11 protein-coding genes are annotated in these 12,511 nt (G+C 63.3%); 5 read left to right on the top strand and 6 right to left on the bottom strand.

Annotated elements, in window-relative coordinates; genetic code table 11:
* Position 1: 1 nt before the first annotated feature.
* The 3 genes from M1P90_RS21390 to M1P90_RS21380 form a co-directional block, all read right to left on the bottom strand.
* Positions 2–511 carry a response regulator gene (locus tag M1P90_RS21390; protein ID WP_483697364.1) on the bottom strand — a complete coding sequence of 170 codons (510 nt, stop codon included), beginning with the start codon at positions 509–511 and terminating at the stop codon, positions 2–4.
* A 49-nt stretch (positions 512–560) separates the two neighbouring features.
* Positions 561–1,943, bottom strand: coding sequence for a hypothetical protein (locus M1P90_RS21385; protein WP_483697361.1), 1,383 nt, complete (start codon positions 1,941–1,943; stop codon positions 561–563).
* A gap of 256 nt (positions 1,944–2,199) precedes the next feature.
* Positions 2,200–2,589, bottom strand: a complete 390-nt coding sequence (locus M1P90_RS21380; RefSeq protein ID WP_483697359.1) for a response regulator — start codon at positions 2,587–2,589, stop codon at positions 2,200–2,202.
* Between the two features lie 428 nt (positions 2,590–3,017).
* Between M1P90_RS21380 and M1P90_RS21375 the strand changes: the two genes are divergently transcribed.
* Complete coding sequence (locus M1P90_RS21375) at positions 3,018–5,138, top strand: glycosyltransferase (RefSeq protein WP_483697356.1); 2,121 nt, start codon at positions 3,018–3,020, stop codon at positions 5,136–5,138.
* A 176-nt stretch (positions 5,139–5,314) separates the two neighbouring features.
* On the opposite strand, the gene M1P90_RS21370 is transcribed toward M1P90_RS21375, so the two are convergent.
* Complete coding sequence (locus M1P90_RS21370; RefSeq protein ID WP_483697354.1) at positions 5,315–6,280, bottom strand: quinone oxidoreductase family protein; 966 nt, start codon at positions 6,278–6,280, stop codon at positions 5,315–5,317.
* Between the two features lie 186 nt (positions 6,281–6,466).
* On the opposite strand from M1P90_RS21370, the gene M1P90_RS21365 reads away from it, so the two are divergent.
* The 3 genes from M1P90_RS21365 to M1P90_RS21355 all read left to right on the top strand — a co-directional run bounded on the left by M1P90_RS21365 (position 6,467) and on the right by M1P90_RS21355 (position 9,762).
* Positions 6,467–7,135: a uracil-DNA glycosylase family protein gene (locus M1P90_RS21365; RefSeq protein WP_483697352.1), complete on the top strand. Its 669-nt coding sequence runs from the start codon at positions 6,467–6,469 to the stop codon at positions 7,133–7,135.
* Between the two features lie 116 nt (positions 7,136–7,251).
* The gene (locus M1P90_RS21360) at positions 7,252–7,839 is read left to right on the top strand and encodes a hypothetical protein (protein ID WP_483697350.1); all 588 of its coding nucleotides are present in this window, start codon (positions 7,252–7,254) and stop codon (positions 7,837–7,839) included.
* Positions 7,840–8,103: 264 nt separating this feature from the next.
* Positions 8,104–9,762, top strand: a complete 1,659-nt coding sequence (locus M1P90_RS21355) for a ribonuclease J (RefSeq protein WP_483697348.1) — start codon at positions 8,104–8,106, stop codon at positions 9,760–9,762.
* A 259-nt stretch (positions 9,763–10,021) separates the two neighbouring features.
* On the opposite strand, the gene rimI is transcribed toward M1P90_RS21355, so the two are convergent.
* Together rimI and M1P90_RS21345 are read right to left on the bottom strand one after the other, a co-directional pair.
* Positions 10,022–10,696: a ribosomal protein S18-alanine N-acetyltransferase gene (gene rimI / locus M1P90_RS21350; protein ID WP_483697346.1), complete on the bottom strand. Its 675-nt coding sequence runs from the start codon at positions 10,694–10,696 to the stop codon at positions 10,022–10,024.
* Positions 10,697–10,759: 63 nt separating this feature from the next.
* Entirely contained in the window at positions 10,760–11,578 is an 819-nt protein-coding gene (locus tag M1P90_RS21345) for a hypothetical protein (protein ID WP_483697345.1), read from the bottom strand.
* A 241-nt stretch (positions 11,579–11,819) separates the two neighbouring features.
* Between M1P90_RS21345 and M1P90_RS21340 the strand changes: the two genes are divergently transcribed.
* A complete protein-coding gene (locus M1P90_RS21340; protein WP_483697344.1) occupies positions 11,820–12,455 on the top strand; it encodes a hypothetical protein in 636 nt (211 codons plus the stop codon).
* Positions 12,456–12,511 lie beyond the last annotated feature (56 nt).

The following is a 12,511-nucleotide window of genomic DNA, read 5'->3' as shown; positions in this document are numbered from 1 at the left end:
TCTAGGCTGCGCCGAGGGTGCGCTCGCGGCTGGTCATGTCTTTGATCGACTCGACCATTTCATTGAGCGAGAAGGGTTTGATCAGCAGGGGGATGCGCGCGGCGCGCAGTTGCGTGAGCAGTGCCGGGGTTGGGTAGCCGCCGGTCATCATAATAATCGGGATGTCGGCGGTGCGGCCGCTGGCGCGCAGTTCTTCCACCCACTCGTCGCCGTCCATGGTTGGCAGGTGCCAATCGAGGATGATCAGGTCGGGCAGCCGCCGCTCGCACAGCGCGCGCGCCTCGTCGCAGTTTGCCACGCACGCCACCTCAAAGCCCTCGAACTCAAGGTAGCGCCGCATCACATCGGCAATATCCAGCTCGTTTTCGACAATCAGCAAATACCCGGTCATAGCCTCGCTTCGCTCCGTGGTCGTTTCGGGGTGCCCGGCCATGCCCCGCGGGGCGTGCGGGCGCTCCGATCCTTCCGTGCACAGGCGGCGCAGCGGTGCGGTGCGCGGTAGGACGTGCATGTGGCGGCGCCATTGCAGCACTGCCATGTTGGGCGCGGGAAAGCCAAACCTAGCGCCCGGTAAAGGTAAAGTAGAGATCGACGCGGTGGCCGGTTTGTGTGCCAATGTAGTGGTAGCCGTAGACGCCAGCTGGGTTTTGCGCGCCAAGCTGCACCAGCAGGCTGGGTGCGTAGCCAATGCGCCCGCTGCGGTCGGCACGCCCCGACACCAGCACATACACGCCATCAGGCGAGGTGATCCACAGCTCGAGCAGCTCGTTGGCGCGGAAGCCGCGGCCGGTCAGCGCGAAAATCGTGCTGCGCCCGCCCTCGGCCGGCGAAACGCTGCCGCCGACGCTGGCCGGGCGCGGCGTGCCAAGCGGCGCGACATAATCGCGGGTGAGCTTGAAGGGCGCGGTGACGCTGCGGCCCGTATTCACGCCCTGCGCGGTGATCGTCCAGATGCCTTCGGTTTTGGCCGACGGCGTGAAAATCACCTGAATGCCGCCGCGCGTGTCGCTGCGCACCAGCCGCGCATCAACCGACTCGACGCCGCCCTTGCCCGGCCGGGTGAGCCACACGCCCACGCGCTCAGCCGCGTCGAAGCCGACGGCGGTGAAGGTAAAGCCCACGCCCGGCGGCGCGGCCAGCGGCGAGATCGCGCCCGAGCCGCGCACGCCCAGCCCCTGATGAATAACCACGCCCAGCCGCTCGGGGTTGCCGGGCGGCGCGCTTGGTGGCGCGGGCGCTGGCGTTGGTTGGGGTGGCGAAGCTGGCGGGTGCGGCTCGCCTTTTTCGTTCAGCGGGCCGCCCGGCGCAACCGTGGATGGCCAGGGCTCCAGCAACTGCGCGGGCGCGAGTGCGCGGCCCAGCAGCCCCAGGCGCACACCATCCGCCCACAGCTCGAAGCGGGCGCGCTCGAAATATTGCACGGTGTGCCAGCGCCCATCGGCCAGCTGCTCCTGAATTTCTTCGCTGATTGGCGCGCCAAAAATAACCGCGCCGCCCCCGCGCTCCCAGGTGTTTTTGAATGCGCCAAACAGGCTGTGACTGGTTTCGGGGAAGTAGGTGCGCGCGGCATAGCTGCGGAACGGCGGCACCTGCGGAAAGGCGCGATTGCCCGTCACTTCCGCACCCAGCCGCCCCAGCGCAATAATTGCCTGCCCGTTGCTGACTGTTAGCTCGAAGCGCGCGCGTTCGAAATACTGCACGATCCGCCCATCGGCCCCGCGCACATATTCTTCAGTAACCGGGTAGCCAAAGCTTCTCAGGCCGCCACTGCGCTCCCAGAACGAGCGAAACGCGCCACGCACGTAGTGGCCGGTCTGGCTGAAGTAGCGTGGGGCGTTCTGTGCCTGCGCCACTGGCAGGTAGGCCGCCGAAAGCAGCACGGCGATCAACACCGCAATCCAGCGGAATTGGAGCAAGGCCCGGCGCGCAAGGGTGGCGATCATAGCCGTTCCTCGGTGGTTACAACACGCGGTTGCGATGGGCGGTATGCGATAAACGTGTATTTATGACGGTTTATCATACGAGCCGTGTGAGGACTTGTCAAGCTCGTGGGGAGGGCGGCGCGCGGCCTAACTGCCGCCTGTGGCGGGCGCGGCGCGCTGCAATGGGATGTGGGGCAGGGGAAGTTCGAAGTACTATTGAGGGTAGCAGGTTTTGGCGGCGACGCGCAATGGGGCGTGCGCCGCAGCCGGGCGCGGTTTACACGCCCAGCGCGCGCTCGCGAACGCCAAGCAGGGCATCCACCCGCCGGCGAAACACAAAAATATCGAAGGGCTTGTCGATCAGCGAGATATCGGCCGCCGTCAGGCGCTCGAGAAGCTGGCGCGAAGGCGGGCTGTCCGACACGAACAGCACGGGTAGTTTTGCCGTCGGGCTGGCGGTGCGCAGCGATTCTGCCCACAGGTAGCCAGCCGAGCTATTCTGCTCCCAATCGTAGATGATCAGGTTGGGCAGGCCCTGTTTCAGGTAGTCGTCGGCCGCTTGCCAGTCGGCGCATGTGTCCACCAGGTAGCCTTCGGCGGCCAGCAGGTGCCCAAACAGCTTGCGCAGGTCGGTATTCGCCTCAATCACCAGGATACGTGCCTCCATGGACGATTGCTCCTCACGCGGGCGAGAATGGCGATCAACGGGTTTTGCGCGCTATCAGTGTGTCGTTTGTGGATTGTAATCACTCAACTCTATTCCCTAACCCTGCGCTGAAAGCGCACTCGACACACTGGCGCATCATTCGTTTGCGGGCCGAACGAGCTTACAAGGAAAACGACCTGTCCGGAAGCGAGGATACGCGGCGGCTGCAAGCTGCGTGCGACCCTGTGTAGCGATCGCCCATGCGCCGCATTGGGGCCTTGCAAGCGGCTTTTTGTCATTCGCCCGCGCTGCCGCTATAATAGGCACGCTGTGCCTGGAACCAAGCCACTGCCCACGCTTGCCAACATACCCGCTTGGGCGTGCGTTTGTTCATAGCGAACTGCCTGCCGTCATTGGCACTGCCAATGCGCCCATACGACGAGGAATCGATGAAGATACTGGTGACCCTGACTTTTTACCACCCGCACTGGACGGGCCTGACGGCCTATGCCAAGCGCATTGCCGAGGGCCTGGTGGCGCGCGGCCACGAGGTGACGGTGCTTACCTCGCAGCACAGCCCCGATCTGCCGCTGGAAGAATGGGTGGGTGGCGTGCGTGTCGTGCGCCTGCCTTTTGTGGCGCGCGTCAGCCGCACCGTGCTGATGCCAGCCTTCCCGAGCACGGCGGCGCGCCTGATTGCCGAGCACGATATTGTGCACATCCACACACCCATGCCCGAGCTGATGCTGGTGACGGCATTGGCGCGCGCGCTGGGCAAACCCTCGATTGTCACACACCAGGGCGATGTGGTGATGCCGGCGGGCGTGATGAATCAGGTGATTCAGCGCGCCATGGACACCACCATGACCATGGGCATGCAGCTTGCCACCCGCGTGGTGGTGCACAGCGCCGACTATGGCCGCCACTCGGCCTTTCTCGCGCCGATTACGCGCAAGCTCGACGCGATCTATCCGCCGGTGGAAATGCCCGAGCCGCAGCCCGAGATGATCGCCGCCTGGAAGCGCGATCTGGGCCTGGAAGGGAAACGCCTGATCGGCTTTGCCGGGCGCTTTGTCGAGGAAAAAGGCTTCGACTTCCTGCTGCGCGCCGTGCCGCTGGTGGTCGAACAGGTGCCCGACGCGCATTTTCTGTATGCCGGCGAAACCCAGGTGGTCTACGAGCCATTCTTCGAGCGCTGGCGGCACCTGCTCGACAAGCACCAGGACGCGATTTCGATCCTCGGCCTGATCCGCGACCCGCAGAAGATGGCGAATTTCTACGCCATGTGCGATATTTTTGCGCTGCCCTCGCGCACCGATTGCTTCCCAAGCGTGCAGATCGAGGCGCTTATGAGCGGCACGCCGCTGGTGACGGCCGACATCCCCGGCGCGCGCGAGGTGGTGCAGGTGACGGGCCTGGGCCGTATGGTAGCACCGCGCGACCCGCAGGCGCTGGCCGATGGCATTGTGGCGCTGCTGAACGACCCGCATCCCTACCAGCCGACGCGCGAGCGCGTGCAGGCAGTATTCAGCCCGGCGCGCTCGCTCGACGAGTACGAGGCGCTAATGCAGCAGCTGGTGGGCGAGTCGCAATCGGGCCGCAAAGGCAGGATCGACGCGGCCCGCACGCAGGCGCGCAACACCTTGCAGGCCGTGAGCGCCGGCACGCTGCTGACCGCGCCGGCCGTGCTGCCGCAACAGTCCGCCTCCGCGCCAAGCAAGCTGAGCCCGAGCGACCGCGCAACGCTGGAGCGCCTGCTGCAAAACGAGGCCGACATGGCCTTTCGCCGCCGCGCCATGACCCTGATCGACCATCTCGACCTGCACGATGGCGACAACATCCTCGATTGCGGCTGCGGCATGGGCGTGTATATGATGATGATGAGCCGCCTGCGCAACCTGAATATTGTGGGCGTGGACGGCGATGTGGGTCGGCTGGAGTGGGCCGAGCGCGAAGGTGTCGATGCGCGGCTCTCGCGTGTTGATATTCACACGCTGCCCTTTGCCGACGGGAGCTTCGACAAGGTGCTGATGACCGAGGTGCTTGAGCATATCGCGGAAGATCGCGTGGCGATGCGCGAGGTTTTCCGCGTGCTGAAGCCCGGCGGCACCCTGGCACTAAGCGTGCCGCACGCCAACTACCCGGTGCTGTGGGACCCGATCAACAAGGCGATCGAGGCGCTGGGCTTGCGGCCAATGCGCGGCCCGGGGCCGATCACCGGGCTGTGGAGCAACCACTGGCGGCTCTACACGCCCGAAACGCTGCGCAGCGTGATTGCCGGCGCGGGCTTTGAGATCGAGGCGCTGGAAGAGCAGACGCACTACGCCTTTCCGCTCATCCATTTCATCGTCTACAGCATTGGCAAGCCGCTCATTGAGCTGAACCTGCTGCCCGAGAAACTGCGCAACTCGGCCGACCGCTTTCGTGGCGAGCGCAACAGCGGCAGCATGCTCAACCCAATCAACCTGGGCGTCAAGGCGTTTCGCTGGGCCGACCGCCGCAACGATAAGCTGCGCGGCGACGAAGAAACGTTTGTGAATATCGTGGTGAAGGCGAAAAAGCCAGCCTAGAAACTATAGCCACAGAGAACACAGAGATCACCGAGAGAACCAAACTCTGTATGCTCTGTGCGCTCTGTGGCCCAGGTAATCCACCTTTCGCCATAGGGTGCGAAAGCAAAAATCAAGAACCGAGAACCGCGCTCCCTGGCGTTTGGTTCTCGGTTCTCAGTTCTTGGTTCTCGATTCTACGGTATCAGCAGCACCTTGCCCTTGGTGTTGCGCCCTTCCAGGTAGCGGTGCGCGTCGGCGGCGGCGTCGAGCGCGAAGCTCTGGTCAATCGCCACATTCAATTCGCCAGCCGCGATCCAGCTAAACAGGTCGGTGGCGCGTTCCAGCAGCTCGGCGCGGGTGGCGGTGTAGTGAGCCAGCGTTGGGCGGGTAAGGAACAGCGAGCCCTTGCCATTCAGCACCTGCGGGTCCATTGGCGGCACCGGCCCGCTCGACTGGCCGTACAGCACCATGTAGCCACGCGGGCGCAGACAGTTCAGGCTTTTGTCGAAGGTCGTTTTCCCCACCGAGTCGTACACCACATCCACGCCCTTGCCATCGGTCAGCCGCTTCACCGCCGCCTCGAAATCGTCTTCGTTGTAGCTAATCACCTCGTCGGCACCGGCTGCGCGTGCGAGATCGAGCTTGGCCGCCGATGCCGTACCAAACACGCGCGCCCCGCGCCGCTTGGCGATCTGCACCAGCAGCTGGCCCACGCCACCCGCCGCCGCATGCACCAGCGCGGTGTCGCCCGGCTTCAGCGCAAAGGTGCTGAACGCCAGGTAGTGCGCGGTCATGCCTTGCAGCATCACGGCGGCGGCCTGCTCAAGCGGCACGCTCGCCGGCACTGGCACCAGCCGCGCCGCCGGCACAATCGCATAATCGGCATAGGCACCCTGCACGCTGGCGTAGGCCACATGGTCGCCCACCTGCAGGTCGCTCACGCCCTCGCCCAGCGCGTCGACGGTGCCGGCGCCTTCCTGGCCGAGCGTCAGCGGCAGCTTGCCGGGGTACAGCCCTTTGCGATGGTAAATGTCGATAAAATTGACGCCGCTGGCCGCCAGCTTCACGCGGGCTTCGCCGGGGCCGGGCTCGGGCAGCGCGATGTCATCAATACGCAGAACCTCGGGGCCGCCAAACTCGTGAACACGAATTGCCTTCATGGAAACGCCTCCTGTGACTCGCGCGGCCGTGAACCGAAACGACTGCGCGGCCCTATTCTAGCACGAACCCGCGCTGCAGCCGCACATTCCGCCGCATTGCAGCACCATTCACCCCTTGAATTTGCATTTGTGCAGATCGCACAAGACCCCCTTTTTCGCCCTGCGTATGGTATAATGTGCGCGGTTATGATCGAGCTGGAAAGAGCCACTGTGGGCGCAGCCGAAGAACTGGCGCAGATCGCCGCCGAAGTACAGGTGTGTACGGCGTGCAAACTGCACCGTGGCGCAATCAAGGCCGTGCCGGGCGAAGGGCCCGCCGACGCGAAAATTATGTTCATTGGCGAGGCGCCCGGCTTCAACGAAGATCGTCAGGGCCGCCCATTCGTCGGTGCCGCTGGCCAGTTCCTTTCCGAGCTACTGGCGCTGGCTGGCTTGCAGCGGCAGGATGTGTTCATCGCCAATGTGGTGAAGCACCGCCCGCCAAACAACCGCGACCCCGAGGCCGATGAGATCGCGGCCTGCGGGCTGTTTCTGGAACGACAGATTGCCGCCATCAACCCGCGCGTAATCGTCACGCTGGGCCGCTTCTCGATGGCGAAGTGGTTTCCCGGTGAGAAAATTACACGCATTCACGGGCAGCCGCGCTGGGCCGGCGGGCGCATGATCGTCCCAATGATGCACCCGGCTGCGGCGCTGCACCAGCCGCAAAATCGCCCGCTGCTCGAAGCCGATTTTCAGCGGCTGCCGGCACTTCTGGAGCAGGCCGAGCGCGACTATGGCGCGCACGCCGACGAGCCGGATGCGGCACCTGACAAGCCCGACGAACCGGGGCTTGAGCAGCTTTCGATGTTTTGAGATGTTTTAATGGGCTTGCGTGGCGACGCAGCCGGGCGCGGGGCACAGCCCTTGCGCCGCTGCAACAGGCCAGCGAGCCATGATGAAATTGCCCGGATCTGCCGGGCGCGCGTGCTATGAAATCGTATAACCTTTCTTCCTCGGGTCGGCGCACCGCGCTGGTGCTGCTGATCGGCGCATTGATCATCTGGGCCTTTGCGCTCTGGGTTTTTCAAACCACGCTTGGTATTAGCTACAGCCCCCTCGCCTTCTGGGGCAGCCTGCGCGCGAGCATCGAAAAGGGCCTCACGATTAGCCAGATCGTGCCGGCGCTGCTGATGCTGGTGCTGATTGTAGCCACCCCCCTCGTGATCTGGAACTTGCTGGAAGAATGGGCCGCGAGCTATACGCCCGCCGACGATGGCCTGCACTTTGCGTCGCTGGGCCTGGCGCTTATCTACCCGTGGGATGGCATTGCTGCCATCCAGCGGCTTGAGCCCGACGCCGACGAGCCCGCCGACGAGCTGGTGCTGAACCAGGATTTTACGGGCCAGATTCGCAACCCCGTGCTGCGCTGGCTCCATGCGCAGGCGTATGGCCGGCTGCGGCTGCCGATCTACGCGGGCCTGGCCGAGCGCGACGAACTGCTGGCCGAAATCCGCCAGCGCACAGGTTTGAGCGCCGAGCCGGCCTATGAAGCGCCGACACTTGAGCCGCAGGTATAATATTTGTTTCTGGTGGGGCATGGAGCCCCGTACTGGTGGTCAAAAGGGTTGCCCGAGCGTGGCACCCTGAGGATATTGGTTTTTGATGTAGTGGTCGCGGCTGCGACTGCGATCATACTGGACACAGCCGGCCGAGCGTATGCCCGACCGGTTGGTTCGGCATAGTCGCAGGCAGCAGCGCGGCCGTATAGAAAGGAGCGAAGGCGGAGCCTCCCGTGATATTGGTGGCAACCGGCTTCATTACAACCTATGGCGAAAAATAGAGTGCGAGTCATTCCTCTCGGCGGTGCCGGCGAGGTCGGTCGCAACATGTGGGTGCTCGAGTACGGCGACGAAATTCTGCTGCTCGATTGTGGCGTGATGTTCCCCGAAGCTGAGATGCTGGGCGTCGATCTCGTGCTACCCGACATCACCTACCTGCGCGAGCAGAAAGACAAGATCAAGGCTATTCTGCTCACCCACGGCCACGAAGACCACATTGGCGCTATTCCGCACCTGCTGGCCGAGCTGGGCTTCCCGCCCATTCACGGCACGCCGCTCACCATTGGCATGGTTACCGGCAAGCTGAAAGAACACCGCCTGCTCGACCGCGCCACGCTGGTGCGCTTCCAGGCCGGGCAGAAGTTCACCGTCGGCACGTTCACGATCGAGCCCTTCCACGTCGCGCACTCCATCCCCGACACGGTTGGCTTTGCAATCACCACGCCGGCTGGTCTGGTGATTTACCTGACCGACTGGAAGTTCGATCACACGCCCGTCGACGGCCAGCCGACCGACACGACCTTTATTGCCGAGCTGGGCCATCGCAAGCCCTTGGCGCTGATCACCGACTGCGTGCGCGTGGAGTCGCGCGGCTACACACCCAGCGAGCAAACCGTTGGCGAGGCGTTCGACAACATCTACGCCACCGCGCCGGGCCGCATTATCGTGGCAACCTTCGCCTCGAATATCTCGCGCGTGCAGCAGGCAATCGACTCGGCCGAAGCCTATGGCCGCAAGGTTGCGCTGGTTGGCCGCAGCATGGAAAACAACAGCAAGATCGCGCTGGAGCTGGGCTACCTGCGCGCCGAGGAAGGCACGCTTATTCGCCCACACGAGGCCGCAAATTACCCCGACGACCAGGTTGCAATCGTCTGCACGGGCAGCCAGGGCGAACCGATGGCGGCGCTGGCGCGCATGGCCAACCGCGATCATCAGCACGTCAAGATCAAGCCCGGCGACACGGTAGTGGTTTCGGCCACACCCATCCCCGGCAACGAGGTCTCGGTCGGTCGCGTGATTAACAACCTCTTCCGCCTTGGCGCCGACGTCGTCTATGGCACCTCGGGCGTGCATGTCTCGGGCCACGCCGCGCAGGAAGAGCTGAAGATGGTGCTGACGCTGCTGCGCCCCGAGTTTGTGGTGCCGTTCCACGGCGATTTCCGCCATATGGTGCAGTACCGCAAGCTGGCGCTCGGCATGGGCGGCTTGTTCCAGCCCGATAATGTCATCCTTGCCGAGAATGGCTCGATCCTTGAGTTCAGCCAGAACTACGGCAAGATCACGGGCAAAGCGCCGGTTGGCTATGTGTATGTGGATGGCACGACTGTGGGCGATGTTGGCAATGTCGTCGTGCGCGACCGGCAGATGCTGGCGCGCGATGGCATCCTGATGGTGGTGGTGAGCGTCGACCGCAGCAGTGGCGAGATGGTTGCCGGGCCGGATGTGGTGTCGCGCGGCTTCGTGTATATGCGCCAGTCCGACGACCTGATCGAAGCGACCAAGGGCGCGGTGCGCGAGGCGCTGAACGGCCACATGGGCGACAGCCAGACCGAGACTGACAGCTCGTTCCTGCACCGCAAGATCAAGGATGCGGTGAGCGAATTCCTGTACAGCCAGACGCGCCGCCGGCCAATGGTCATCCCGGTTGTGATGGAAGTGTAAGGCGTTTCGCCAAACAAAAACGCGCCAGCTTGCGGGCTGGCGCGTTTTTTTTATTTTATGACTTACGCAATCGGTCTGCTGAGCCTTCGGCAGCCCCTCATCAAGTTCGGGAACCGTGGTACTCGATTTTTTCTTTGTGTGCGATGTTTCCGCGCGTAGCGCGGAAACATCGCACACGAAACTGTCGTTTTACCTTGCTGCCGCAGGCGAAAATCACAACGTTGGTATCCGAACAAAACAACAGCGCAAGCTATATAATTTACGAAGCTGGGATGCCCGGCCCGCGCTCGGGGCGCGGTGGCGGCTCGGCGGCCTCCAGCCGCAGGCGCTCGAAGAGCTTTTCGCGCAGGGCATGCAGGCGATCCTGGTAGGCGACCGCGTGGATCGAGTCGGTCCACATAATCAGCGCGTCTTCGCCATTGTCGGTGTAGTAGCGCGGGCGCGTGCCGGCCGGCTTGAAGCCATATTTGAGGTAGAGCTGCTGCGCCACCAGGTTGCTGACGCGCACTTCCAGCGTCAGCATGTCGGCGTTGAGCGCGAGCGCCTGGTCGATCAGGCCGTTCAGCGCCAGCTCGCCAATGCCGCGCCCACGATGCTCGGGTGAGACAGCGATGGTGGTAATATGCCCTTCGTCGACGCTGAGCCACAGCCCGCCATAGCCAACAATCGGGTAGGGGCTGATTGGAATGGTGGGCGGGCTGCCAAACAGCGCGGGCAGCAGGTTGGCCAGCAAGCCGCGCCGGGCCGGCTGCGAGGCGTTGCGCGGCGGCGGCGGCGTGGTGGATGCGCGGGCGACAATATAGCGGCTGTTGGCGGGGTGGCGAAGCTCGTGGCGATAGGTCGTGGCGGACCAGGTGGTCGTGAAGCTGCGGCGCTCGATTGCCTGCACCTGCTCGATATCGTTCTCGACCATTGGCTCGATGAAGTAATACACCACTGATCCTTTGGCGTGTGCGTAGCCGCAAGCTCCCAGCCAGTTCAGCGCATAAACGAATCGTTACTTTGCCTGCTCCAGCGCTTTGGCGCTGGTTGCCTGCAAGAACTCGGTGTATTTGCCGTCTTTGCCGAAATTCCCGCCGCTCTTGAAATCGCCAGTGACCTCAACCAGCCCCCAGACATAGCCGGGCGGCGTGCCTGGCCCCAGGTGCAGCTTGCCCGACTCATCGGGCGGGAAGCCTTCCATCCAGATCGTTTTGCCAACCGGCTGCGGGCTGCTGCCATCCTTCTCGGTGGCGATGCCCTCGGCCAGCACAAAGATCACACCGTTCCAGAAATAATACCCCTGCGTCGTAACCGACTGCCCGTTGTACTTGGCCGGGTCAGCGGTGAGCTCGAGCAGGCCGACTTTGCCATCGCCAAGCGGCTTGTTTTCCACACGCACCTCAGTGCGCTGCACCCGCTCAATCGCCTCGGCCGACGCGATCTGCATGCGGTATTTGTACTGCCCTTCCGGCCCATAGGTGCCGCCCGATTCGAACTGGCCGGTCGCGCGCACCAGCCCATAGGTCGAATCGCCGGGCTGGTGCAGCTGGCCAAGCACATCGTCGGGAAAGCCGTCGACCCAGATCATATCGCCGTTGGCGCGGGCGCTGAGCCCGTTATCGAGCGTGCTGATCACCGGGGCGAGCACCGACACAGCCGGGTTTTCGCCGCCCCTGAGGTAGAAACCGTTTACGGTGATCTGCTTGCCATTATATTGCTGCGCATCGCTTACGAGCTTTTGCACCGAAAGCGTATTGTCTTGCCCACATGCGGCCAGCGCCATTGCGCCAAGAAGCGCCAGGAACGCCAGCACGCGCCATTTGCGAACCATCATCGTACCATCCTCGCCTTTACCCGGTAATGCGGCAGCATTATAGAAGCGGCCCCGAAACTTGTCAACGCATTGGCGCGGGCGCGGCATTGCGCATGGGGCTGCCCTGGGAATGCGGTGGAGTGGCCTTTCGCCGTCGTGGTGGGATGATGGTGTAATGCACATGTCATTTGCGGGGCTTTGGAATCGTTGACCAGAAGCGGGCGCTCTGCATATAATCCAACTAGTTCTTTAGGAGGAAAACATGAGTGCATTATTTGTCGCTCTGGGAATAATGGTGCTGGCGCTGCTGGCCCTGCTGCTCTGGTTTGTTCCGCACTTGCTGCAGCAGCAAGCCACTCGCGTCGCCGGCGAAACGGGCAAGCTGCGCGAAATGCTGCTCGATCTGCTAAACGAGCAGGAAGCCGTCACCATGCGCCAGACGCAGCTCGGATCGTCGATGAACCAGTTGCAGGATCGGCTGACTGAGATTGTTCAGAATGCAAACGGCTCGCGCACTGAGTCGGCGGCGCTGGCCGACCAGACGGTGCAGCAGCTTGAAACGCGCCTGACCGATATTCAGGGGCAGATCAAAGAGTGGAGCGAGGGCCGCCAGCGCGGCGCGCGCGCCAAGGCTGCGCAGGATAACGAAGCCTGGGCACACCTAATGGGCTTGCTCGCGACGATTCAGGATCGCGTTGGCGCGCTTTCGAAAGATCGGGCGCAGGTAATGGCGGGCCTGCAAGCTGGCGCGCTGCTCGAAGAGCTTGAGCACGAAATGCAGAACCTGCGCGGCATTTCGGAAGAAATTGCCATGCTTCAGTGGCGTTTGCGCCGCTCGCTCAACGAGCGCGAGTCGAATATTTCAGTGCTGCGCACGCGCGCCATCAGCGGCGACTAATTGCCCTGCCCAAAATGCCGTTTAGCGCATACTCATGGGTCAAAAGTCCTGAATTG

The sequence above is a fragment of the Kouleothrix sp. 19917 genome, from assembly GCF_057073505.1.
The sequence above is the reverse complement of the archived record's forward strand: the minus strand, read 5'-3'. Positions and strand labels throughout refer to the sequence as shown.

Bases quoted from the DNA above. Each gene is read 5' to 3' on its own strand.
- M1P90_RS21390 (WP_483697364.1), bottom strand. From the start codon at position 511: ATGCACGTCCTACCGCGCACCGCACCGCTGCGCCGCCTGTGCACGGAA.
- M1P90_RS21385 (WP_483697361.1), bottom strand. From the start codon at position 1,943: ATGATCGCCACCCTTGCGCGCCGGGCCTTGCTCCAATTCCGCTGGATT.
- M1P90_RS21380 (WP_483697359.1), bottom strand. From the start codon at position 2,589: ATGGAGGCACGTATCCTGGTGATTGAGGCGAATACCGACCTGCGCAAG.
- M1P90_RS21375 (WP_483697356.1), top strand. From the start codon at position 3,018: ATGAAGATACTGGTGACCCTGACTTTTTACCACCCGCACTGGACGGGC.
- M1P90_RS21370 (WP_483697354.1), bottom strand. From the start codon at position 6,280: ATGAAGGCAATTCGTGTTCACGAGTTTGGCGGCCCCGAGGTTCTGCGT.
- M1P90_RS21365 (WP_483697352.1), top strand. From the start codon at position 6,467: ATGATCGAGCTGGAAAGAGCCACTGTGGGCGCAGCCGAAGAACTGGCG.
- M1P90_RS21360 (WP_483697350.1), top strand. From the start codon at position 7,252: ATGAAATCGTATAACCTTTCTTCCTCGGGTCGGCGCACCGCGCTGGTG.
- M1P90_RS21345 (WP_483697345.1), bottom strand. From the start codon at position 11,578: ATGATGGTTCGCAAATGGCGCGTGCTGGCGTTCCTGGCGCTTCTTGGC.
- M1P90_RS21340 (WP_483697344.1), top strand. From the start codon at position 11,820: ATGAGTGCATTATTTGTCGCTCTGGGAATAATGGTGCTGGCGCTGCTG.